This window comes from Rhodococcus sp. NPDC057135 (genome assembly GCF_042670865.1).
In the GTDB taxonomy this organism is placed as follows: domain Bacteria; phylum Actinomycetota; class Actinomycetes; order Mycobacteriales; family Mycobacteriaceae; genus Rhodococcus_F.
In genome coordinates this window covers 1-21,311 of record NZ_JBHUUU010000011.1, presented here as the reverse complement: position 1 = coordinate 21,311, position 21,311 = coordinate 1, and the positions used below count along the sequence as shown (strand labels likewise).

Sequence of the window (21,311 nt, the reverse complement as noted above, 5' to 3'; positions counted from 1 at the left end):
CGACCCGTTGCTGGTGGACCTCACCTTGCTCGAGGTGGGCTGCCGCGCTGAGGTGAAACTCAGCTATGTCATAACCGTCAGCTATGTCTAACAGCCTGGACGTCTGGTGCGAAAACGTAAGGTCGGCTGCTCGTTCGGTCGGATTAGTTCCGTCGGTCAACCGGCCCGGTCTGAAACAGTGCATGGTCGTACGCACGCGTGATACCGGTCCGGTCGGCTGCCGAACTGAGTTGAAATATTCAGAGTCCGCGACTCGAATACTCGATCGGGATCTCAACCGTCTTCAAGTTGTGATCAACATTATTCACGATTCTGGACTTCCGTTTCGATTACGGGGTCCTGCCTACTAAGACCGAAATGTGACCTACGAAACGAACTCGGCCTGGCGAAAACAAACTTGAGCGGAATAGACTCAAGTTTGTCCGCGTTGAGCATATTGACACAGTCGCAATACCAACCGGTCGCGGCTCTTCCCGTTCGACTTCGCCAGAAAGGTGACAAGTGGACTCGTTCACACCAACAACCAAGACCCAGGCTGCGATGACGGCTGCACTGCAGTCGGCGTCGTCGGCGGGTAACCCCGATATCCGGCCTGCCCATCTGCTGGTCGCATTGCTCGACCAGACCGACGGCATCGCTGCCCCACTACTCAAAGCTGTAGGCGTCGACCCCACCGTCGTACACCGAGAAGCGCAGGCAATCGTCGATCGCCTGCCCAAGACCACCGGCGCAAGCTCCACTCCGCAACTCGGGCGTGAGGCACTCGCGGCACTGACCGCTGCTCAGCACCTCGCCACCGAGATGGACGACGAGTACGTCTCCACCGAGCACGTCCTCTACGGGCTGGCCGGCGGCGACTCCGACGTCGCACAGTTGCTCGTGCGCCACGGCGCCACCCAGGACGCACTGCGTGAAGCCTTCACCACCGTCCGTGGCAGCGCTCGCGTCACCAGCCCGGAGCCCGAAGGCTCCTACCAAGCGCTGGAAAAGTACTCGACCGACCTCACCGAAGCCGCACGAAGCGGCAAGCTCGACCCGGTGATCGGTCGCGACACCGAGATTCGTCGTGTCGTGCAGGTGCTCTCGCGTCGTACCAAGAACAACCCGGTACTCATCGGTGAGCCCGGCGTCGGCAAGACCGCGATCGTGGAGGGCCTGGCCCAACGCATCGTCGCGGGTGACGTCCCGGAATCGCTGCGAGGCAAGACCGTCGTGTCCCTGGACCTCGGGTCCATGGTCGCGGGCGCCAAGTTCCGCGGTGAATTCGAGGAGCGCCTCAAGGCTGTCCTCGACGACATCAAGAACAGCGCCGGACAGGTCATCACCTTCATCGACGAGTTGCACACCATCGTCGGCGCCGGTGCCACCGGTGAATCCGCGATGGACGCAGGCAACATGATCAAGCCGATGCTCGCCCGCGGTGAGCTGCGGCTGGTCGGCGCCACCACGCTCGAGGAGTACCGCAAGTACATCGAGAAGGACGCAGCACTCGAGCGTCGTTTCCAGCAGGTGCTCGTCGGTGAGCCCTCGGTCGAGGACACCATCGGCATCCTGCGCGGCCTCAAGGAGCGCTACGAAGTGCACCACGGCGTGCGCATCACCGACTCCGCGTTGGTGGCTGCTGCCGCGCTGTCGGACCGCTACATCACGTCGCGGTTCCTGCCGGACAAGGCCATCGACCTCGTGGACGAAGCCGCATCGCGACTTCGCATGGAGATCGACTCGCGACCCGTCGAGATCGACGAGGTGGAACGCACTGTTCGCCGACTCGAAATCGAAGAAGTGGCACTCGAGAAGGAAACCGACGACGCGTCCAAGGCACGGCTCGAGAAGCTGCGTCAGGAACTCGCCGACGACCGCGAAAAGCTCAATCAGCTCAGCACCCGCTGGCAGAACGAAAAGCAGGCCATCGACTCGGTGCGCGTGCTGAAGGAACAGCTCGAAACCCTGCGAGGAGAGTCCGAACGCGCTGAGCGTGACGGCGATCTGGGCAAGGCAGCCGAGTTGCGCTACGGCCGCATCCCGGCGCTCGAGAAGGAACTGGAAGAGGCAGCAGCCGCTTCCGGAGCTGCCTCCGACGGTGACGTGATGCTCAAGGAAGAGGTCGGGCCCGACGACGTCGCAGACGTGGTCGCAGCCTGGACCGGAATCCCCGCCGGCCGGATGATGGAAGGCGAAACCGAGAAGCTGCTCCGCATGGAGTCCGAACTCGGCAAGCGGGTAGTCGGCCAGACCGACGCCGTCGTCGCCGTCTCGGATGCGGTCCGCCGCGCCCGAGCAGGTGTCGCCGACCCCAATCGACCCACGGGTTCCTTCCTGTTCCTCGGCCCGACCGGCGTCGGTAAGACGGAGCTCGCCAAAGCCTTGGCGGACTTCCTCTTCGACGACGAGCGCGCGATGATCCGCATCGACATGAGCGAATACGGTGAGAAGCACTCGGTGGCCCGACTCGTCGGTGCCCCTCCGGGATACGTCGGCTACGAAGCCGGCGGCCAGCTCACCGAAGCAGTTCGGCGACGCCCGTACTCGGTGGTCCTCTTCGACGAGGTCGAGAAGGCACACCCCGACGTGTTCGACGTCCTGCTCGCAGTGCTCGACGAAGGCCGACTCACCGACGGTCAAGGCCGCACGGTGGACTTCCGCAACACCATCTTGATCCTGACCTCCAACCTGGGATCCGGCGGAACACGTGAGCAGGTCATGGACGCGGTACGCCACGCGTTCAAGCCCGAGTTCATCAACCGTCTCGACGACGTCGTTGTCTTCGACTCGCTCTCCGAAGAGCAGTTGGAGCACATCGTCGACATCCAGCTCGAGCAGTTGCAGAAGCGTCTGGCTGCGCGTCGTCTCACCCTCGAGGTGAACGGTGCGGCTCGGATGTGGCTCGCAGTGCGCGGCTACGACCCGCTGTACGGCGCTCGGCCTCTGCGTCGACTCGTTCAGCAGTCGATCGGCGACCAGCTCGCCAAGCTGCTCCTGGCCGGCAAGGTCCAGGACGGCGACACCGTGCATGTCGGTGTCAGCGAGGACGCGGATCAGTTGGTTCTCTCCTGATCGGTTCTGCCTCGATTCGGTAAGCGGAATGCCCCGTCGATCCAAGTGGATCGGCGGGGCATTCGCTTTTTGTTCTACCCTGGATGGCTGGATGCTCGAACTGGGGAAGTCTGCACCCGCGCCTCTCCGAACGACTTCGAACTTCTTTCGTCCTAACCGAAGGTGAGCCAGGCATGACCGATCAGAACGATCCGCGTAATTCGGGTGGGCCGCGCCGTGAGGATCCCGAGGCGACCGAGGTGTGGGGGCGTACGCCCGACCAGCCGACGGAGCAATACGGGACGGTGTCCGGCCAGTCGAATCCGAACCAGCCGACGGAGTATTTCGGTCAGCAGCCGGGGGGAGAGCAGTATCCGGGGGCACAGCAGTATCCCTACGGTGGTCCGGATCAGAACACGGAGTACTTGGGTCAGCAGGGGCAGCAGCCGAATCCCACTCAGGCCTTTCCCGCCTACAACCCGCAGTTCGATCCGCAGGCACCGCCGCCCGGTGCGACGCAGGCCTATCCGCCGTACACGGCCCAGCAGTACGGGAACACACAGCAGTACGGAAATACACAGCAGTACGGAAATACACAGCAGTACCCGGTTGCCGGGGGCGGCGGTGGAGTTCCGCCGGAACAGCCGTTCATCGAAGACGGGTCGCCCGGAGGCGGTAAGAAGCGCAAGCTCGGGACGTGGGTGGCCGCCGGCGTGGTCGGGATCCTGGTCGCCGTGATCGCGATCATCGCGTTCTCGGCGTTCGGTTCGAACGACAAGGGCACTCAGACCGCTTTCGTCCCCCCGACCACCACGACGCAGGCGCCGACCACCACACCGCCGAAGGCGAGCACCACGGCGCCGACTCCGACGACGGATTCCCCGCTCAGCCAGCTTCCGGGCGGGCTCGGCGAAGTGATCGGTGACGCCGGGGGAGCCGTCGGCACCGTGAAGTCGAACGACGGCGGCACGTTGGTCATCGATTCGATCGGCGGCTCGCAGGTGACGGTCCTGACCACCTCGGACACCACGCTCATCGCGCTCAACCGCGCGACCATCGCCGATCTGCAACCGGGAGACAACATCGTCGTCGACGGAACGCCGGTGGAGAACGGCACGATGACCGCGAACACGATTCTGAGTACGTCGTTGCCGAAGTTCGGCAACTGAGTCGTTCACGACACATCGGGCGAGTCCACCAGGGTGTCGCGGGAGGTTGAGGCCGTGAGTCGCTACCCTGGAGGGTGATGACTGGAATGTGGTTCGGACTGGCAGTAATTGCACTCGCAGGCGCGGGTGCGCTTCTGTACGTCGACAGGACGAGGCGAGATCAATCGGGGCGAGTGCGCCAGATCTGGGCAAAGGCGCAGGGCTACACGTACACGGCCACTGACGATCAGCTGGCAGGCGAATGGCACCGCGCGGTCATGGCGAAGCAGGACTACCTGACTGCCACCGACGTCGTGCGCGGCCGCCGTCGCGGCGAGCAGTTCGTGCTGTTCGACCTGGAAGAGACCGCAACCATCGTGGCCGTTCGCCGCGAGATCGGGTCGGACGTCGACATCGATCTTCGGTTGAAGTCGACGGCTCCGCCCAAGGACGGCGACCTGAACCTGCTGGGTGCGATCGGTTCCCGGGTGGTTTTTGCAACCGACCTCGAGATTGCTCGTCGCGTCTGTGATCAGCGCATGGTGGCGTTCACCGAATCCGTTCCGCCGTCGATCAGCATGCTGTGGAGCGAAGGGCAGTGGACGCTCGGTTCGCTCCCGGTGACCAGCAACGGCCGGGATTGGGACGCTGCAATCGAGTCGGTTGCGCGCCTGTCCGGCATTTTGCACGTACTGCCCCCGGTCACCGATCCCAACGAACTCGAGGTCGATCACGATCCGAGCCGCCCGCGGCCGGACGCCGAGAAGACGCGCCCCGCTCCGGATCCGGTAGAGCAACCCCGTTCGCGTCAAGAGCAGCGGCCTCGTGAAGCTGCGCCTCGTGAATTTTCGCCGCGTGAGTCCGGACCGCGTGAATCTGCGCCACGTCAGGACCAATCGCTGCGCAAGCCCGAGGCGGCTGACAAGCCGGCTCAGCGTCCGGCGTCGCAGCGCTCGGGCACAATTCGTCCGGTCGACTGACCTTTAAGGTTCCCGTCCAGTAGCAATAACCACTAGCGTGGCCGGTATGTCGACTTCCCACTCGGATCGCCCTGTGCGTCCCGTTGCCCTGGTGACCGGACCTACTTCTGGTCTCGGCGCCGGTTTCGCCAAGAAATACGCCTCCCTCGGATACGACCTGGTTCTCGTCGCGCGTGACGAGGTCAGATTGCACGACCTCGCGTCCGAGTTGAAGACGATGTTCGGCACCGAGTCGGAGATTCTGGTTGCCGATCTCGCATCGGAGGCTGGACGCGACACGGTCGCGCTGCGCCTGGAGAAGGGCGTCGAGGTGTTGGTGAACAACGCCGGATTCGGTACCTCCGGCGAGTTCTGGACCGCAGATCCGGCGCTTCTGCAGTCGCAACTCGACGTCAACGTCACCGCCGTGATGCGGCTGACTCGCGCGGCGCTGCCCAGCATGATCGCGTCGGCGCACGGAACGATTGTCAATGTTGCGAGCGTCGCTGGCCTGCTGTCCGGGCGCGGTTCGACGTATTCGGCAAGCAAGGCATATGTCATTTCGTTCACCGAGGGACTGTCCGGCGGGTTGGCCGGAACGGGAGTGCGTGTGCAGGCGCTGTGCCCCGGCTTCATCCGCACCGAGTTCCACGAGCGTGCGGGTATCGAGATGTCCACGATCCCCAAGCCGATGTGGCTGAGCGTCGACCAGGTGGTTGCGGCGTCGATGAAGGATCTCGGTGACGACAAGGTCATCAGCATTCCGGGAATCCAGTACAAGGTCCTCACGACGGCTGGGCGTCTGGTTCCCAAGGGGCTGGTTCGCCGGATGACCAACATCGTCGGCAGAGGCCGAGGGCGAACGTAGCCCAGAGGCAGAAGCCGGGCGTAGCCCAGAGGCAGAAGCTGAACATAAGCCAGTGGTCGGTAGGCTGAGCACTCATGAGCGATCGTGAGGATTTGGCTGCGCTGGTGCGCGAATTGGCTGTTGTACACGGGAAGGTGACGTTGTCCTCGGGCAAGGAAGCCGATTACTACGTCGACCTTCGCCGCGCGACACTCCACCACAAGGCAGCGCCGCTGATCGGCTCGCTGCTGCGTGAACTGGTCGCGGACTGGGATTTCGACGCCGTCGGCGGTTTGACGATGGGCGCAGATCCGGTTGCGATGGCGGTGATGCATGCTCCCGGACGCCCGATCGACGCGTTTGTCGTCCGCAAGGCTGCCAAGGCACACGGGATGCAGCGTCAGATCGAGGGCCCGGACATCGTCGGCAAGCGCGTCCTGGTGGTCGAGGACACGACCACGACGGGCAATTCGCCGTTGACGGCAGTGAAGGCGCTGCGCGAAGCAGGGGCCACCGTGGTCGGAGTTGCGACGGTCGTCGATCGTGCGACGGGTGCGGACGCGGTGATCGGTGCCGAGGGCGTCGAGTACCGCTCGCTGTTGGGCCTGGAAGATCTGAACCTGAGCTGACGCCCGTGAGTGGTTGAGGAGTCTGGGGGCTCCTCAACGACTCACAGGGGGTTAGTCACCGACGGTTACGGCGAGTGCTTCGTCGACGCTGTGCGGTGCGGGATCGTGGTCGTCGACGTGAGCGAGGACCTTGCGTCCGCTCGACAGGACGAACACGGCGGCGAGGGTGAGAACCGCGCCGACCCAGAACGGCATGTGGACGTTGGATTCGCCGAGCTTGCCGGCTACCCACGGGGCTGCGGCGCCGCCGACGAATCGAACGAAACTGTAAGCGGCCGAGGCAGTCGACCGTTCCACGGGAGCCGAGATCATGACGGTCTCGGTGATGAGTGTGTTGTTCACGCCGAGGAACAATCCGGCGAGGACGACGCCCACGATCAGAACGATCTTGTTCTCGGTGAAGAGAGCCATCATGCCCAGGTCGAGTGCGAACAGTGTCAGTGCCAGCATCATCATCGGCAGTGTGCCGAAGCGACGTTGCAGGCGTGGGGCGAGGAACACCGACGAGATCGCCAGCATCAGTCCCCAGCCGAAGAAGATGAATCCGATCGCGTACGCCCCCATGTCGAGGGGGAACGGTGTGTACGCGAGCAGGGTGAAGAATCCGTAGTTGTAGAGCAGCGCGGTGATGGCGACGGTGAGTAGTCCGCGGTGCCGCAGAGCCTGAAACGGCGCGGCGATGGATGTGTGGTGTTCAGGCTTGGGTGCGCTGGGAAGCATCACGACGATGAGGATGAAGGCAACCGCCATCAGGGCTGCGACGCCGAAGAACGGTGCGCGCCAGCTGATGTCACCGAGAACCCCGCCGACCAACGGTCCGACCGCGATGCCGATGCCCAATGCAGCCTCGTAGAGAATGATCGCGCGTGCGACACCGCCACTGGCCGCGCCGACGATGGCCGCGAGTGCCGTTGCGATGAAGAGCGCATTGCCGAGTCCCCAGCCTGCACGGAATCCGACGATCTGTCCGATGGTGCTGGAAGCGCCTGCAAGAGAAGCGAACACGATGATGATCGCGAGCCCGGCGAGGAGCGTCTTCTTGGCGCCGATGCGGCTCGAGACCACACCGGTGATGAGCATCGCGACGCCGGTGACGAGCATGTAGCTGGTGAACAGGAGTGAAACCTGGGACGGTGTGGCGTCGAGTTGTTCACCGATCGGCTTGAGGATCGGGTCGACCAAACCGATGCCCATGAAGGCGATGACGCTGGCAAAGGCTACCGCCCACACCGCTTTCGGTTGCTTCAGGAGGCTCGGCGGAGCCTCGTTCTGGTGCGTTGATGTCGCGGTCGTGTTGCTCACGGCCACCTCCTTTTTCAGTGGTGGGTACTTCAGCTGGGATCGGAAGTTTTGATGATGGAACGTAATTCGGCCAATCCGTCAGCCAGCTTCTTGATCTGTTCGGGCTCGAGCTCGACGAAGTGGGGGACGAGGGCGTCGGCGATCTCGTTTCGGCCTTCGTTCAGGATCTTTCGCCCCTTGTCGGTCATGGCGACTCGCACTGCCCGGGCGTCCTCCGGGTCGGCGCGGCGTTCGACGTAATCGTGTTCACCGAGTTTGCGCAATAGCGCGGTGGCGGAGGGTTGCGAGCATCTGTCGAGGCGGGCGAAGTCGCTGATCCGCATTTCGCCGTACTCCTCGAGGAGTGAGAGTGCGCGCAGCCAGGCGCGTGGGTACTGATCGGACGCGAACGAGCCTGCCAGCTTCGCGAAGCGGTGCGTGTTGCTCACGAGGTCGACGAGTAGTTCATGCAGTTGCTGCTGGTCATCTGCCACGAGAAATATTATTGCATAGGGTAACTATGTAAATCAACGAGTGTGTGGCAGATGATCCGTCACAGTCGCGGTGACCAGCGCGGCGATGTCTGAGTCCGGAGCGACGAGCGCGAGGCTTCGATTTGCCGCCAGCACTGCGACGCCGTGGGTCCCCGTCCAGATGCTCAGTGCGGAAGTAATGGGATCGGACGCTTTTGCCGCTTCGGTCAGCCTCTGCAGAGCCGCGAAGAGGGGGAGTGAGGACTCTCGAAGGTTGCTGCCCGCGCCCTCGAGGAGGTCGTGGCGAAACATCAACTCGAACATCGCCGGCCGCTCCTGGGCGAATGACACGTATTCGACTGCGGCCGAGATCAATCGGTCGCGAGCGGATTGTTTGCCGGTGAGGATGGGATCGAGCCTGTCGGTGAGGTCGACAAGCCCGCGGAAGGCGATCGCGGCGAGCAGGCTGTTGTGCGTCGGAAAGTATCTCCGCGGGGCTCCGTGCGACACGCCCGCCCGACGCGCTATCTCCCGTAGCGTCAGTTCCGTGGGGCCGTCGGCATCGAGAATTTCGACGCCGGTGGCGACGAGCGTTTCGCGAAGGCTGATGACGGTCATAGAAGACAGTGTCTACTATTGCGGACGTAGACAGTGTCTACCCGCGTGTGGAGACGGTTCTCGGTGATGTGCAGAGAGGTGATGCCCAGTGCTCTACTGGTTGTTCAAATTCGTCCTGATCGGCCCAGTCCTGTGGGTGTTCGGGCGACCGACGATCGAGGGCCAGCACAACATCCCCAAGAAGGGGCCGGTGATTCTCGCGGGAAACCATCGGGCTGTCGTCGACTCGTTCTTCCTGGTTCTCATGGTTCGCCGACGCATCACCTTCGTCGCGAAGAGCGAATATTTCACCGGGACCGGTGTGAAGGGCGCGATGCAACGCTGGTTCTTCGGCGGTGCAGGTCAGGTGCCGATCGACCGTAGCGGCGCCGACGCCTCCCGTGCGGCGTTGGACACGGCCATCGGGATTCTCGACAAGGGCGGCGTCTGGGGGATCTACCCCGAGGGAACACGATCACCCGACGGATGCCTGTACAAGGGAAAGACCGGAGCGATTCGTGTCGCCCTGGAAACCGGGGCGCCGGTCATTCCCGTCGTCGTGCACGGCGGCGACGCCGTCAACCCGCCGGGTACGCGGATGTGGCGCTTCAGCAAGGTCCGGATCACGGTAGGGGAGCCGATCGACTTCTCGCGATATCGCGAACTTCGTGGCTACCAGGCCGTCGTGCGCGCGGCGACGGACGAATTGATGACGGTGCTCTGTGAGCAATCGGGGCAGGAATACGTCGACGTCTACGGCGCGGACGTCAAATCCGGCGATGCCGCTTGAGTGACCCAGTACGGTCGCTGTTGGACGTGTAACCAACAGGAGGATTGTGATGGCGGGCAAGTGGGGCATCGAGCACGCAGTTTTTGCGGCGGCGACGGCAGCGACCGTGGTCGGGGCAGTAGTCGGTAACGAGCGGGTTCAGCAGATCGCGAAGCCGTTGATCGCACCCGCGCTGGCTGCCCGAGTGCTGCGCAAGCGTTCGGAGACGGAAACCGCCGATACCGCACTGCTTCTGGCCGGCCTCGCCGCCGCAACCGTCGGCGACGTGTTCATGATCGACCCGGACAACGACGCCCGCCTGATCAAGGGTGCGTCGTCGTTCGCGGTGATGCAGGCAAGTTACTCAGCGCTCCTGCTGCGCCGCGGCGCTCGCCCGACCCGCGCTGCCCTGCGGCCCCGCATCAGCGGTTGGTCGACGGCGTCCGGGCTGCTCCGTGCCAAGGCGCCGAGCGTGTCGACGCCGCTGACCGGATACGGATTGATGTTGGGAACCACCTCGACGTTGTCGGCGGACCCCGCTCTGGCGCCGCAGTCGAAGGCCGTGCTCGACGTGGTCGTCCCCAACAAGGATCGACGCTCCTGGCTCGGTTTGGGCGGAGTGCTCTTCACCGCGTCCGACGGACTGATCGTGGTTCGTCGACTGTTCATTCGCGGGACTGCGGGCCGCGCCGCTGCCGAGGGCGTGATCCTGGCGTCGTACGCGGGCGCACAGTTGATGCTGGTGGAGGGCATGTTGGCGCTGGGACGCAAGAAGAGCGTCTAGTTTTTCACGGGCACAGCATGATTCGGTCTCGGTTCTTCGGGTCCACCAGGACGGTAACCGTGGATCCGGGAGTGATCTTGTCTTTGTACTCGGGTCGGATCTCGTATTCGATCCGGCCCGAGTACGAGTCGGAGCCCGGAACCGTGAGGTGAAGTGCGAGTTTGGCCAGTTCACCGTCGACGGTTCGGCGCAGGGGAGTGACCGTGTCTATTCGTGCCCATCCTTCGAGGCCGTGCTTTTCGAGTTTGCGTTCGGCGCGGGTCGGGCGGTTGGCCCAGGCCATTCCGAAGCCGAGAACCGAGCCGAAAGCGGCGAGCAGTCCGCCGATCTGATAGGGCAGAGTGCCAGGGGGAGTGTGCTCGACCAGCCATCCGAGCCACACCGCGAGCACGATCAGATACCCCACCGCGATGAAACATACGGTGTGTACGACGCGACGGTGATTCATCAGATTTCCTCCACATCCAGGATAGCCTGACCGCATGAGCGAACCGAACGTCTTCATCACCGGTGCTGCGGCGGGAATCGGGCGGGAGACGTCGCTGTTGTTCGCGCGCAACGGATACCGCGTCGGTGCGTTCGACATCGACGACGCCGGCCTTGCCTCCTTGAAGGCCGAGATCGACGGTTTCGGCGGCAGTGTCGCGACGGGAGTCCTCGACGTCACGGATCCGCTCGGCTGGGCGCAGTGCTTGGCCGAATTTGCCGGGGAGTCAGGGCGTCTGGACATCCTGGTCAACAACGCGGGCGTGCTCTCCTCTGGACAGTTCGAGGATATTTCTCTTGCGGCACATCGCCGAATGATCGACATCAATGTCACCGGCACCCTCAACGGCACGCACACGGCTTTCCCGTACCTCCGCGATACCGCCGGGGCGCAGGTGGTCAATCTGTGCTCCGCCTCGGCGATCTACGGCCAACCCGAACTCGCGACCTACGGCGCCACCAAGTTCGCGATCCGCGGCTTGACCGAGGCGCTCGATCTTGAATGGGCGCAGCACGACATCCGCGTACTCGCCCTCTGGCCCCTGTTCGTCCAGACGGCGATGGTCACGGGAATGGACACCGGTGCCACCAGATCGTTGGGCATCAAACTCACCGCCACCGACGTCGCCCAGGAGTTGTGGGCGGCCACGCGCGGCGCTGGACGCATCCACAAGGTTCACTACCCGGTCGGAACTCAGGCGAAGCTCTTCCTCAGCGCGTCGCGGTTCTCGCCCGCGTGGCTCTCACGGTTGATGAACAAGCGCGTCACCAGCACTTAGTCGACCACACGATAGAGTGCACTGTCGGCTGTTGCTGGGCCAAAGGTGACGTGTGTGGAGGTAGTCGGGTGGTTCGTGTTCGGGTGGGGTTCGTGTTGTTGGGTGTCGGGTCGGCGCTCTTGCTTGCCGGGTGCGGCGGCGAGGCGGAATCAGCGCCGACGGTAGCGGCGCAGCCCAGTTCGACCACCACGACCGCGGTGCCGACGACGACAACCACCGTCGCGCCCGTCGTCACCACGACCACCGAACCTCCGACCACGACACTGCCGCCGACGACGCTGACGGACGTGCAGTTCGAGCGCAACGAGTCGTACTACTTCACCACTCCGGACGGGAACTTCCAGTGCGGCATCATCAAGTTGCCCACCAGAATCGAAGCCGGGTGCGAGGGAACGACCACCCCGGTTCCACCGCGACCGGAGAGCTGCATGGTCAACTGGGGCAACGGTATTCGCGTGACCGACGAGGGTGAGGGTGCTTTCATGTGTTCGGGCGGTGAGGTGTACACGTCCGGCGGCCCCGATGCCGATCCGGTGTTGGCGGCCGGCCAACCGCTGAGCAAACTGGGTTTCACCTGCACGACCACCGCGACAGACGTCTCGTGTGTCAACGATCAGACCACGCACGGCTTCACGGTGGCTGCAAATTCCAACGAGGTGTTCTGATGACCGAAGTCGCTGCCGAAGACGTTTCCGGCGGGGCCGGCGAACCGGGACCCACCGAATGGGGCGAGAACCCCAACGGCGTGGGGCCGTGGACCGAGGAGCACGACACGGATCCTCCTACCGACGAGCGCTACGACCCGGTACTTCTGGCCGAGGGTGATCGTCGAAACGTCTTGGACGAGTACCGGTACTGGACGCGGGAAGCGATAGTCGAGGACATCGACTCGCGTCGTCACACCATGCATGTCGCCATCGAGAACTTCGCGCACGACGCCAACATCGGCACGGTGGTCCGCACAGCCAACGCGTTCGCCGCAGCCGCTGTCCACATCGTGGGGCGTCGGCGCTGGAATCGGCGGGGCGCCATGGTGACCGATCGATACCAGCACATCGTTCACCACGCCGACATCGGCGATCTCGTCGAGTACGCCCGTGAGAATTCACTCACGATCGTGGCTGTGGACAACACTCCCGGGTCGGTGCCGCTGGAGACTGCCAGCCTGCCGCGAGAGTGCATCCTGCTGTTCGGCCAAGAAGGGCCTGGGGTGACCGAACACGCGAAAGAGGTTGCGTCCATGACGGTCTCGATCGCACAATTCGGTTCGACTCGCAGCATCAACGCCGGAGTCGCGGCCGGCATCGCGATGCACGCGTGGGTCCGTGAGCACGCCGATCTCGCCGATTCCCGCTGATCTCGCTCACGTATTCCGGCTAGCGCGTAGCGCCTCGACCAGACAGGATAGATAGTTATGCAGGAAGTGTGGGCAGAGCGGGCCGATGCGGCTGAGGGCGCGATAGTCAGTCGTCACCTTCGGCGCCTGTGGGGGATGCCCCGGACAGCACTCGGCGTGGTTGCCTGGCCTGCAGTTCGGCGCGAGCGGATGTTCAAGCCGTGGCACTACTGGTGGCAAGCACACCTGCTCGACACTGCAATCGACGCACTCGAACGTGACCCGACACCCAAGCGTCGCCGCCGGGTCGCGAAGGTTGCCCGCAGTGTTCGGGTCCGCAACGTCTCGGCGTGGACCAATAATTACTACGACGACATGGCATGGCTGGGACTATCCCTCGAACGTGCTCAACGCATGTTCTCGGTCGATCACCGGACTGCGGTCCAGGCGCTCGAATCGCAGCTCTTCGATTCGTGGTCCCCGGCCGACGGCGGCGGTATTCCGTGGTGCAAGGGCTCCGATTTCTACAACACCCCGGCAAACGGGCCCGCCGGAATCATGCTGGCGCGCACCGGAAAACTCTGGCGTGCGCAGGCAACAGCCGACTGGATCGACGAGACGCTGCGGGATCCGGACTCCGGACTGATCTTCGACGGTATCCGGCGCGACGGCACCCTCGAGCGCGCGATCTACTCGTACTGTCAGGGCGTCACGCTGGGGTTGGAAACCGAATTGTCGACGCGATTGGGCGAACCGCGTCACCGCGAGCGAGTCCACAAGTTGGTCGACGCCGTGTACGACGGCATGACCGAGTACGGAGTCATCACGGGCGGTGGCGGGGGCGACGGCGGATTGTTCAACGCCATCCTGGCTCGTTATCTCGCGTTCGTGGTGGTGAACCTGTCGTGGGAGACCCACGAGGACCTGCGAGCGCGCGAACTTGCAGCGCAGATCGTTCTGTCCTCCGCGGAAGCTGCCTGGAACAACAGACTGCAGATCGAAGGCCTGCCGCTGTTCGGACACGACTGGACCAAGGACGCCCAGTTGCCGAGTCTGTCCGGCGACATCGCCACCTTCGCCGCCGGGACGGTGCGCTCGTCGAGTGTGCCCGAGCGAGACCTCTCGGTGCAGGTGGGCGGGTGGATGCTCATGGAAGCCGCATTTGTCGTCTCGGCAGCGGGATACCCCCGTAAGCGTTAGGGTTCTCCGTCATGGAATCCCGGCACGTGATCGACACTGACGGCGTTCGTCTTCACATCGACGTCGGTGGGTCAGGGTCGGACGTCCTGGTTCTCTCCGGCGGCCCGGGATGCGTTCACTATCTTGCTCACGACGCGCTGCTTCCTGAAGGAATGCGTGCGTGGTGCCCTGAGCCGCGTGGAGTCGGACGGTCCGGTGGCGGCGCTCATACGATGGCGCAGGCCGTTGCGGACCTCGAACTGGTCCGGCGCACCTACGAGATCGACAGCTGGGTCGTACTGGGTCACTCGTGGGGATCCGACTTGGCAGTGAGGTACGCACTCGACTGCCCGGAATCGGTGTCCAGCGTCGTCGGAATCGCGGGGCACGGCCTCCACAAGGACCGGCACTGGTCGAAGCAGTACGAAGCGGGGATCGAGCCGGACCCGCAGATACCTTGGGAACCTGTTGTCTGGCAATCGCTTCAAGCGTCGTTCATCGAATGGATTCATGAGCCACAGCTGTTTCGGCAGTTGGCCGACTCACCCGTGCCCATGACATTTCTCGCGGCGGCCGACGACATTCGCCCGTCGTGGCCGTTGCAGCAATTGGCCGCGCTGGTGCCGAACGGTAGTTTCGCGGTCATCGACGGTGTTGCACACAACTTCTGGCAGTCTCACCCGGACCTGTGGAGGAAGATCGTCACCGAGGCGTGTGCGATGCAATCTCCACCAGGATTCGCTCCGCAACAGTCTGGTATCCCAGTCTCCGATTGACGGTCAGCATCGGGTGGTTTTCCGCGTTCACCGTTGTGTAAATCTCTCTCAGCAAAGGAAATTCAGCTGCCAACACAGACGCTTGTTGCTCCTTGACCCACTGAGCGAGACCGTGCCCGCGGTGTCGGGGGAGTACCACGGTGTCGTGCTGCGAAGCGTGGGTGCTGTCATTTTCGTCCACCGTCACCACTGTCGCTGCGGCTACTTCGCCGACGGCGTCGTCGACCGCGCAGCACACCAGGAGCACCTGAGAGCCACCGGTCATCTTCTGTTCCCACGATCTGAGCTCCTCGACTCCCCAATTACGTTCGGGCATCTGCAGTCCGGCGCCCGGTGCGTCGAGGAGTCGGTTCAATGCCTCCGAGAAAGAGTGGACAAATTCGTCCGGGGTTCGGTTGCGCCAACTGACGATTCGATAGCCGGGGCGGGTGCTGTCTGCGGTGGGAGGGCTGAGGTGCTGAACCTGGTTGGCCAGTCGAAGCAGCACGCGATGGCTGTCGAACTGCTGCAGGAAGTGTTCGGCTGCACTTCCCGTGCGCGCAGTCACCCTGATTCTGCGCACGCCGTACCCGGCGATGTCGGCCTCGACGAGTTGGGCAAGTGCCTGTCCCACTCCTCGTCGTTGCGCATGGGGACTCACATACATCCGAAACTCTGCGAGATCGGCGTCCGCTGAATTTCTTCGCGCCTGGGCGATGCCGAGAACCTCGTCGGTGCCGACGTCGCGTGCGATCCAACGCCACACGTCGACCGAATCGTCTTCGGTCTCGATCATTTCCGCCAGCGCAGTCGCCGTCGGCGACGCTCCGGAGAGGTGGCGCTGGCCTTCGGAGAACAGTTCGCACCATTGCCGAAGAACGGGTGATGTCCTCAGCGACGGTACGAACTCGGCTTCAACTACACAGGTCACCCATGCGACGATACCGAGCACCCACTCGGAGTTGGAATCACACGAACCGTAACCCTGTCGGAGGAAGGTGGTTGTTGCCAGCATTCAGGCATGTCTGATTCCTTGCGCCAACTGAGCCTCAACGCGTTCATTCACCCTGCCGGCCATCACGAAGCGGCGTGGCGTCATCCGTGGACGACACCGGAACGTCTGTTCGACGTCACGTACTTCCAGGAGATCGCTCGTACCGCCGAGGCTGCGAAGTTCGACGGAATCTTCTTCGCCGACGGTCCGGCATTGCGCAGCGACGTCGAGCACGGTCCCGCAGGGACTTTGGAGCCGATCACGTTGTTGACAGCCATCGCAGTGGCGACCGAGCGGATCGGTTTGATCGCGACGGCGTCGACCACGTACTACGAGCCGTACAACCTGGCTCGGCTGTTCGCCTCGCTCGACCACATCTCCAACGGACGCGCGGGGTGGAACATCGTCACCACCGGCACCGATCTGGCGGCAGCCAACTTCGGGCTGGCCAAGCATCCGGACCACGGTGACCGGTATTCGCGTGCACGGGAATTCGTCGACGCGGTGGTGCGACTGTGGGACAGCTGGGAGGACGACGCGATCAGTCTGGACCGCGAGAGCGGAATCTACGCGGACAGAAACAAGATTCACGAGATCAACTACGTCGGGCGGCATCTGCGGGTGCGTGGACCGTTCAACGCACCGCGAACGCCGCAGGGATACCCGGTGCTGGTGCAGGCCGGTGCGTCCAACGACGGTCGCGCCTTTGCCGGTCAATACGCAGAGGCGATTTTCACAGCGCACCAAAGACTTTCCGACGCTCAGGCGTTCTACACCGACATCAAGTCGAGGGCGGCTCAGTTCGGCCGCAACCCCGATCACGTCAAGATCCTGCCCGGAATCAGCCCGTTCATCGGTGACACCGAGGAGCAGGCGCAGGCGCTCGAACGGGAGTTCAACGAGTTGACTTCGCCGGAGTACGGGCTCGCGCAACTCGGTGCACTCACCGGGACCGATGTTCGGAATCTGGAGCTGGATGCACCGGTTCCCGTCGAATTGTTCGCGGCTGCAGGCGATGTCACCGACAACAAGCAAAGTAGATTGCAGGTGATCGCCGGCATCGTCGAGCGCGAGCGTCCGACGGTTCGTGGCCTGCTTCATCGATTGGCGGGTGCTCGCGGACATCGGGTGTTTGCCGGAACTGCCGAGCAGGTGGCCGACACTATCGAGGAGTGGTTCAGCAGCGGTGCTGCCGACGGATTCAACGTCATGCCACCGTACTACCCGGGTGGACTCGAGATCTTCGCCGAGCGAGTGGTCCCGATCCTGCAGGACCGCGGTCTGTTCCGGACCGAATACTCGGGTACGACGCTTCGCGATCATTTCGGTTTGCCGAGGCCCGAGAGCCAGTTCTCGGGTAGTGCGTCCGCAGTACAGTAGGCCCGCTTCACGTTGTCGATAATGACAACGGTTATCATTAAGGAATGAAGCAGCTACCGGTAACCGTGCTGTCCGGATTTCTGGGCGCAGGCAAGACCACACTCCTCAACCACATCCTCGCCAACCGTGACGGCCGACGCGTCGCCGTCATCGTCAACGACATGAGCGAGATCAACATCGACGCGGCCCTCGTCGCGGGCCAGGGCCACCTCGATCGCACGGAGGAGAAGTTGGTCGAGCTGACCAACGGATGCATCTGCTGCACGCTGCGTGAGGATCTGATCGACGCCGTCGGCGCTCTGGCGCGAGAAGGACGGTTCGATCAGTTGGTGATCGAATCCACCGGCATCTCCGAACCGATGCCGGTGGCAGCCACCTTCGACTGGGAATTCGAGGACGGTTTCAGCCTCGGCTCGCTCGCGAAGCTCGACACGATGGTGACCGTGGTGGATGCGTCGACCTTCCTCGGCGAACTGGCAAAAGGCGAACGACTCGACGAGCGCAACCTCGAAGCCGGGGAGGGGGACGGACGAAGCATCTCCGATCTCCTGGTCGATCAGGTGGAGTTCGCCGACGTCGTCTTGCTGAACAAAACCGACCTGGTGAGCCCGCGCGCGGCAGGAACCGTCGAGGCAACGCTCCGCAGGCTAAACCCCACCGCTCAACTGATTCGGACGGACCACGGAAAAGTCACCCTCGATCGCGTCCTCGAAACCGGTCTCTACAACCCGGAACTCGCTGCGCAGGTACCCGGTTGGGACGAGGAACTGGCCGGTGGGCACACCCCGGAAACCGAGGAATACGGAATACGCAGCGTCACATATCGGGCCTCGCGACCCTTCCATCCGGCGCGCCTCGAGGCTGCGCTCGGTCAGTTCGCCGGACTCCTGCGAAGCAAGGGCTTCTGCTGGATCGCCAGCCGGCCCGAATTCGCCGCTATCTGGTCGCAGGCAGGCCCCAACCTCGTCATCGAACCGGCTCAACTGTGGGCGTCGGCGGCGGAGGTGCCAGGGCAGGAGATCGTGTTCATCGGAGTGAAACTCGACCCGGCGGCGCCGTCACGAATCCTCGATCCGGCTTTGCTGACCGATGACGAACTACGCGAAGGACCGCGGGCCTGGACTCGCTACGAGGACCCGCTGCCGGCGTGGGACCAGAGCCACCTGCACTGAGCAGACGGCTTCTAGTCGAGGACCTCTTCGACCTCGACGTCTTCGGCCGGACGGGCCATCTCCTTGCGGTACTGCCAGATGCCCAACGCGGTACCGATGACCAAGCTGACCATCATCACGATCAGTACAGCGGGCAGCAACCACGGGACACGATCGAGGAACGAGCCACCGTAGAAGCCGAGCAACAAGAGCACCGGCGCCCAGATGATCGCGCCGATGGTGCTCGCGATGGTGTATCGCGTGTGGTTCATCTTGGCTGCGCCCGCGACCATTGGGCACAGGGTGCGAACCCACGGAACCCAACGGGCAATCAGGACCGCCCAGAACCCGTGTTTTTCCAACAGGATGTTGACGCGATGCAGGTTTTTCTCGGTGAAGTACTTGCCGCCCTTACGGGCTTTGATGTGGTTGCCCGTCCGGTGGCCGATGACGTACCCGACCTGGTTGCCGGCAATGGCAGCGATCATCGCGCCTACCGACAACGCCCACACGTGCCCTGCACCGGACTCGTGGCCGGCAAGAACGATTCCGGCCGTGATCAGTAGCGAATCGCCGGGGAGAAACAAGCCGAGGATGATCGCGCACTCGATGAAGACGAACGTGACGACGACTATCCAGACCAACAGAGGCCCGGCAGTCTCGAGTGGGGAGAAACTGCCGGATGCGAGCGTCATCGTCGTCAGTTCTTCGCCTCGTTCTGCAATCAGGGGGTGGGGTCTTCGGGGACTGTCACCGTCGAATTATCCGTAGTGGAAGTATTCGCCGTTTCACCGCGTCTCGACGCCAGAATTCGCTTTCCGATCTCGAAGACGATCGGCAGAACCGACACCAGGACGATCAAGATGAAGATGTAGTCGACATTGTCGCGGATGAATTCGATCTGCCCCAGGAGGTAGCCGAGCAAAGTCACGCCGGCACCCCACAGGATGCCGCCGACGATGTTGTAGGTCAGGAACAGTGAGTACTTCATCTTCGAGGCGCCGGCGACAACCGGTGCAAAAGTACGCACAATCGGTACGAACCGAGCCAGGATAATGGTGATCGGGCCGTGCTTCTCGAAGAAGGCGTGGGACTCGTCGATGTACTTCTTCTTGAAGAACCGCGCGTCGTCCGTCTTGAACAGGGCAGTTCCGCCCTTGGTGCCGATGTAGAACCCGACTTGGTCACCCAGAATCGCGGCGATCGGAATTGTCACCAAGAGCACCCACAACGGTGCGAACGGTTCGATGTCAGTCGACTTGGAAGCCGCGATCAGCCCTGCGGTGAAGAGGAGAGAATCGCCGGGCAAGAGCGGAAACAGCAGGCCGGACTCGATGAAGACCACCAGAAGCAATCCCACCAGAACCCACGTTCCGAAGGAATTCAAGAGGTTCACGGGATCGAGGAAGCCGGGCAGCAAGGCCAGGTTCGTCACGGATTCAGTTGCTGCCTGCACATTCACGGAGGCCAGAGTACCGGCCGAATCTGAGTGTTTCCCACCACCGCAGGTCATCGCGTCGGTCTCGGCGACCGATGCCGGGGTTGTGCGGCGGCCGAGACCGCAAAGAGACGTGGCGAGTAGGACTTGCCATACTGCTAGGACCACACGAAGCGCTTCACATCGCCGAGCGCTCCGAACGACACGTAAATGGAGGACTCCCGCCGTGCCTATCGCAACTCCCGAGGTCTATGCCGAGATGCTTGGTCGGGCCAAGGAGCATTCCTTTGCCTTCCCCGCCATCAACTGTGTCGGCTCCGAATCCATCAACGCAGCCATCAAGGGCTTCGCGGACGCCGGCAGTGACGGCATCATCCAGTTCTCGACGGGCGGCGCCGAGTTCGGTTCCGGTTTGGGCGTCAAGGACATGGTCACCGGCGCTGTTGCGCTCGCCGAATTCGCACACGTGATCGCGGCAAAGTACGACGTCACCATCGCGCTGCACACCGACCACTGCCCGAAGGACAAGCTCGACACCTACGTGCGTCCGCTGCTCGCGATCTCGCAGGAGCGTGTCGACGCCGGCCGCAACCCGCTGTTCCAGTCGCACATGTGGGACGGCTCGGCCATCCCGATCGACGAGAACCTGGCCATCGCCAAGGAACTGCTCGCCCTCTCGAAGGCTGCACGCATCATCCTCGAGGTCGAGATCGGTGTTGTCGGCGGCGAAGAAGACGGCGTCGAGGCCGAGATCAACGACAAGCTCTACACCTCGAGCGAAGACTTCGAGAAGACGGTCGACGCTCTGGGCATCGGCGAACAGGGCAAGTACCTGCTCGCTGCCACCTTCGGCAACGTCCACGGCGTCTACAAGCCGGGCAACGTCAAGCTCAAGCCCGAGGTTCTCGAAGAGGGCCAGAAGGTTGCCGCTGCCAAGCTCGGCCTGGCCGCCGGCTCGCAGCCCTTCGACTTCGTCTTCCACGGCGGATCGGGATCGCTGAAGTCGGAGATCGAGGACTCGCTGAACTTCGGCGTCGTCAAGATGAACGTCGACACCGACACCCAGTACGCGTTCTCCCGTCCGATCGCCGGACACTTCTTCTCCAACTACGACGGCGTCCTCAAGATCGACGGCGAGGTCGGAAACAAGAAGGCGTACGACCCGCGCAGCTACCTCAAGAAGGCCGAAGCAGGCATGACGGCTCGCGTCGTCGAGGCGTGCAACGACCTGAAGTCGGCCGGACGCTCGGTGTCCGCAGGCTGATCGGTTTCACAACTGAGCTTCACAGAACC

The 21,311-nt window shown here is 63.3% G+C and carries 22 protein-coding genes; 15 read left to right on the top strand and 7 right to left on the bottom strand.

Annotation, left to right across the window (positions count from 1 at the left end; genetic code table 11):
- Positions 1–501: 501 nt before the first annotated feature.
- From clpB to pyrE, 5 genes are all read left to right on the top strand, one after another.
- The gene (gene clpB, locus ACFT1A_RS20685; protein ID WP_378448536.1) at positions 502–3,054 is read left to right on the top strand and encodes an ATP-dependent chaperone ClpB; all 2,553 of its coding nucleotides are present in this window, start codon (positions 502–504) and stop codon (positions 3,052–3,054) included.
- Positions 3,055–3,227: 173 nt separating this feature from the next.
- The gene (locus ACFT1A_RS20680) at positions 3,228–4,202 is read left to right on the top strand and encodes a hypothetical protein (protein ID WP_378448535.1); all 975 of its coding nucleotides are present in this window, start codon (positions 3,228–3,230) and stop codon (positions 4,200–4,202) included.
- An 86-nt stretch (positions 4,203–4,288) separates the two neighbouring features.
- Complete coding sequence (locus tag ACFT1A_RS20675; protein WP_378448710.1) at positions 4,289–5,161, top strand: hypothetical protein; 873 nt, start codon at positions 4,289–4,291, stop codon at positions 5,159–5,161.
- A gap of 46 nt (positions 5,162–5,207) precedes the next feature.
- Positions 5,208–6,008 carry an SDR family NAD(P)-dependent oxidoreductase gene (locus ACFT1A_RS20670; RefSeq protein WP_378448534.1) on the top strand — a complete coding sequence of 267 codons (801 nt, stop codon included), beginning with the start codon at positions 5,208–5,210 and terminating at the stop codon, positions 6,006–6,008.
- A gap of 74 nt (positions 6,009–6,082) precedes the next feature.
- Positions 6,083–6,616, top strand: coding sequence for an orotate phosphoribosyltransferase (pyrE, locus tag ACFT1A_RS20665; protein WP_003944385.1), 534 nt, complete (start codon positions 6,083–6,085; stop codon positions 6,614–6,616).
- 51 nt (positions 6,617–6,667) lie between these two features.
- Here pyrE and ACFT1A_RS20660 read toward each other — a convergent pair whose 3' ends face one another.
- The 3 genes from ACFT1A_RS20660 to ACFT1A_RS20650 are packed head-to-tail and all read right to left on the bottom strand — an operon-like array spanning position 6,668 to position 8,988.
- The gene (locus tag ACFT1A_RS20660) at positions 6,668–7,924 is read right to left on the bottom strand and encodes an MFS transporter (RefSeq protein ID WP_050656275.1); all 1,257 of its coding nucleotides are present in this window, start codon (positions 7,922–7,924) and stop codon (positions 6,668–6,670) included.
- A 23-nt stretch (positions 7,925–7,947) separates the two neighbouring features.
- Positions 7,948–8,391 carry a MarR family winged helix-turn-helix transcriptional regulator gene (locus tag ACFT1A_RS20655; protein WP_378448533.1) on the bottom strand — a complete coding sequence of 148 codons (444 nt, stop codon included), beginning with the start codon at positions 8,389–8,391 and terminating at the stop codon, positions 7,948–7,950.
- Between the two features lie 33 nt (positions 8,392–8,424).
- Positions 8,425–8,988: a TetR/AcrR family transcriptional regulator gene (locus tag ACFT1A_RS20650; RefSeq protein ID WP_378448532.1), complete on the bottom strand. Its 564-nt coding sequence runs from the start codon at positions 8,986–8,988 to the stop codon at positions 8,425–8,427.
- A gap of 88 nt (positions 8,989–9,076) precedes the next feature.
- Between ACFT1A_RS20650 and ACFT1A_RS20645 the strand changes: the two genes are divergently transcribed.
- Both ACFT1A_RS20645 and ACFT1A_RS20640 read left to right on the top strand, forming a co-directional pair.
- Positions 9,077–9,757 (top strand): lysophospholipid acyltransferase family protein, encoded by a 681-nt coding sequence (locus ACFT1A_RS20645; RefSeq protein WP_378448531.1) that lies wholly within the window; start codon positions 9,077–9,079, stop codon positions 9,755–9,757.
- Positions 9,758–9,806: 49 nt separating this feature from the next.
- Positions 9,807–10,520, top strand: a complete 714-nt coding sequence (locus ACFT1A_RS20640; RefSeq protein ID WP_007726757.1) for a lysoplasmalogenase — start codon at positions 9,807–9,809, stop codon at positions 10,518–10,520.
- Between the two features lie 4 nt (positions 10,521–10,524).
- Here ACFT1A_RS20640 and ACFT1A_RS20635 read toward each other — a convergent pair whose 3' ends face one another.
- Positions 10,525–10,968, bottom strand: coding sequence for a hypothetical protein (locus ACFT1A_RS20635; RefSeq protein ID WP_378448530.1), 444 nt, complete (start codon positions 10,966–10,968; stop codon positions 10,525–10,527).
- Between the two features lie 34 nt (positions 10,969–11,002).
- On the opposite strand from ACFT1A_RS20635, the gene ACFT1A_RS20630 reads away from it, so the two are divergent.
- From ACFT1A_RS20630 to ACFT1A_RS20610, 5 genes are all read left to right on the top strand, one after another.
- Entirely contained in the window at positions 11,003–11,785 is a 783-nt protein-coding gene (locus ACFT1A_RS20630) for an SDR family oxidoreductase (RefSeq protein WP_378448529.1), read from the top strand.
- 68 nt (positions 11,786–11,853) lie between these two features.
- Complete coding sequence (locus ACFT1A_RS20625; RefSeq protein ID WP_378448528.1) at positions 11,854–12,450, top strand: DUF6636 domain-containing protein; 597 nt, start codon at positions 11,854–11,856, stop codon at positions 12,448–12,450.
- Complete coding sequence (locus ACFT1A_RS20620) at positions 12,450–13,142, top strand: TrmH family RNA methyltransferase (protein WP_378448527.1); 693 nt, start codon at positions 12,450–12,452, stop codon at positions 13,140–13,142. Before ACFT1A_RS20625 ends, ACFT1A_RS20620 begins: the two co-directional genes overlap by 1 nt.
- 57 nt (positions 13,143–13,199) lie before the next feature.
- Positions 13,200–14,321, top strand: coding sequence for a glycoside hydrolase family 76 protein (locus ACFT1A_RS20615; RefSeq protein WP_003944321.1), 1,122 nt, complete (start codon positions 13,200–13,202; stop codon positions 14,319–14,321).
- 11 nt (positions 14,322–14,332) lie between these two features.
- A complete protein-coding gene (locus ACFT1A_RS20610) occupies positions 14,333–15,076 on the top strand; it encodes an alpha/beta fold hydrolase (protein WP_378448526.1) in 744 nt (247 codons plus the stop codon).
- On the opposite strand, the gene ACFT1A_RS20605 is transcribed toward ACFT1A_RS20610, so the two are convergent.
- Positions 15,003–15,986 (bottom strand): GNAT family N-acetyltransferase, encoded by a 984-nt coding sequence (locus tag ACFT1A_RS20605; protein ID WP_378448525.1) that lies wholly within the window; start codon positions 15,984–15,986, stop codon positions 15,003–15,005. The genes ACFT1A_RS20610 and ACFT1A_RS20605 overlap by 74 nt on opposite strands.
- 90 nt (positions 15,987–16,076) lie before the next feature.
- Here ACFT1A_RS20605 and ACFT1A_RS20600 point away from each other — a divergent pair, with 90 nt between their 5' ends.
- A complete protein-coding gene (locus ACFT1A_RS20600; protein ID WP_378448524.1) occupies positions 16,077–17,429 on the top strand; it encodes an LLM class flavin-dependent oxidoreductase in 1,353 nt (450 codons plus the stop codon).
- A 44-nt stretch (positions 17,430–17,473) separates the two neighbouring features.
- On the top strand, positions 17,474–18,601 hold the full coding sequence (locus tag ACFT1A_RS20595) for a GTP-binding protein (protein WP_378448523.1): 1,128 nt from the start codon (positions 17,474–17,476) through the stop codon (positions 18,599–18,601).
- Positions 18,602–18,612: 11 nt separating this feature from the next.
- On the opposite strand, the gene ACFT1A_RS20590 is transcribed toward ACFT1A_RS20595, so the two are convergent.
- Together ACFT1A_RS20590 and ACFT1A_RS20585 are read right to left on the bottom strand one after the other, a co-directional pair.
- A complete protein-coding gene (locus tag ACFT1A_RS20590) occupies positions 18,613–19,275 on the bottom strand; it encodes a DedA family protein (RefSeq protein ID WP_378448522.1) in 663 nt (220 codons plus the stop codon).
- A 29-nt stretch (positions 19,276–19,304) separates the two neighbouring features.
- Positions 19,305–20,093: a VTT domain-containing protein gene (locus ACFT1A_RS20585; RefSeq protein ID WP_378448709.1), complete on the bottom strand. Its 789-nt coding sequence runs from the start codon at positions 20,091–20,093 to the stop codon at positions 19,305–19,307.
- A 151-nt stretch (positions 20,094–20,244) separates the two neighbouring features.
- Between ACFT1A_RS20585 and fbaA the strand changes: the two genes are divergently transcribed.
- Positions 20,245–21,282 carry a class II fructose-bisphosphate aldolase gene (fbaA, locus tag ACFT1A_RS20580; protein WP_021343256.1) on the top strand — a complete coding sequence of 346 codons (1,038 nt, stop codon included), beginning with the start codon at positions 20,245–20,247 and terminating at the stop codon, positions 21,280–21,282.
- Positions 21,283–21,311 lie beyond the last annotated feature (29 nt).

What these genes read in the sequence shown, in the direction of transcription:
- ACFT1A_RS20680 (WP_378448535.1), top strand. Translation starts at nt 3,228, where the DNA reads ATGACCGATCAGAACGATCCGCGTAATTCGGGTGGGCCGCGCCGTGAG.
- ACFT1A_RS20675 (WP_378448710.1), top strand. Translation starts at nt 4,289, where the DNA reads ATGTGGTTCGGACTGGCAGTAATTGCACTCGCAGGCGCGGGTGCGCTT.
- ACFT1A_RS20670 (WP_378448534.1), top strand. Translation starts at nt 5,208, where the DNA reads ATGTCGACTTCCCACTCGGATCGCCCTGTGCGTCCCGTTGCCCTGGTG.
- pyrE (WP_003944385.1), top strand. Translation starts at nt 6,083, where the DNA reads ATGAGCGATCGTGAGGATTTGGCTGCGCTGGTGCGCGAATTGGCTGTT.
- ACFT1A_RS20650 (WP_378448532.1), bottom strand. Translation starts at nt 8,988, where the DNA reads ATGACCGTCATCAGCCTTCGCGAAACGCTCGTCGCCACCGGCGTCGAA.
- ACFT1A_RS20640 (WP_007726757.1), top strand. Translation starts at nt 9,807, where the DNA reads ATGGCGGGCAAGTGGGGCATCGAGCACGCAGTTTTTGCGGCGGCGACG.
- ACFT1A_RS20635 (WP_378448530.1), bottom strand. Translation starts at nt 10,968, where the DNA reads ATGAATCACCGTCGCGTCGTACACACCGTATGTTTCATCGCGGTGGGG.
- ACFT1A_RS20630 (WP_378448529.1), top strand. Translation starts at nt 11,003, where the DNA reads ATGAGCGAACCGAACGTCTTCATCACCGGTGCTGCGGCGGGAATCGGG.
- ACFT1A_RS20620 (WP_378448527.1), top strand. Translation starts at nt 12,450, where the DNA reads ATGACCGAAGTCGCTGCCGAAGACGTTTCCGGCGGGGCCGGCGAACCG.
- ACFT1A_RS20615 (WP_003944321.1), top strand. Translation starts at nt 13,200, where the DNA reads ATGCAGGAAGTGTGGGCAGAGCGGGCCGATGCGGCTGAGGGCGCGATA.
- ACFT1A_RS20610 (WP_378448526.1), top strand. Translation starts at nt 14,333, where the DNA reads ATGGAATCCCGGCACGTGATCGACACTGACGGCGTTCGTCTTCACATC.
- ACFT1A_RS20600 (WP_378448524.1), top strand. Translation starts at nt 16,077, where the DNA reads ATGTCTGATTCCTTGCGCCAACTGAGCCTCAACGCGTTCATTCACCCT.
- ACFT1A_RS20595 (WP_378448523.1), top strand. Translation starts at nt 17,474, where the DNA reads ATGAAGCAGCTACCGGTAACCGTGCTGTCCGGATTTCTGGGCGCAGGC.
- ACFT1A_RS20590 (WP_378448522.1), bottom strand. Translation starts at nt 19,275, where the DNA reads ATGACGCTCGCATCCGGCAGTTTCTCCCCACTCGAGACTGCCGGGCCT.
- ACFT1A_RS20585 (WP_378448709.1), bottom strand. Translation starts at nt 20,093, where the DNA reads ATGACCTGCGGTGGTGGGAAACACTCAGATTCGGCCGGTACTCTGGCC.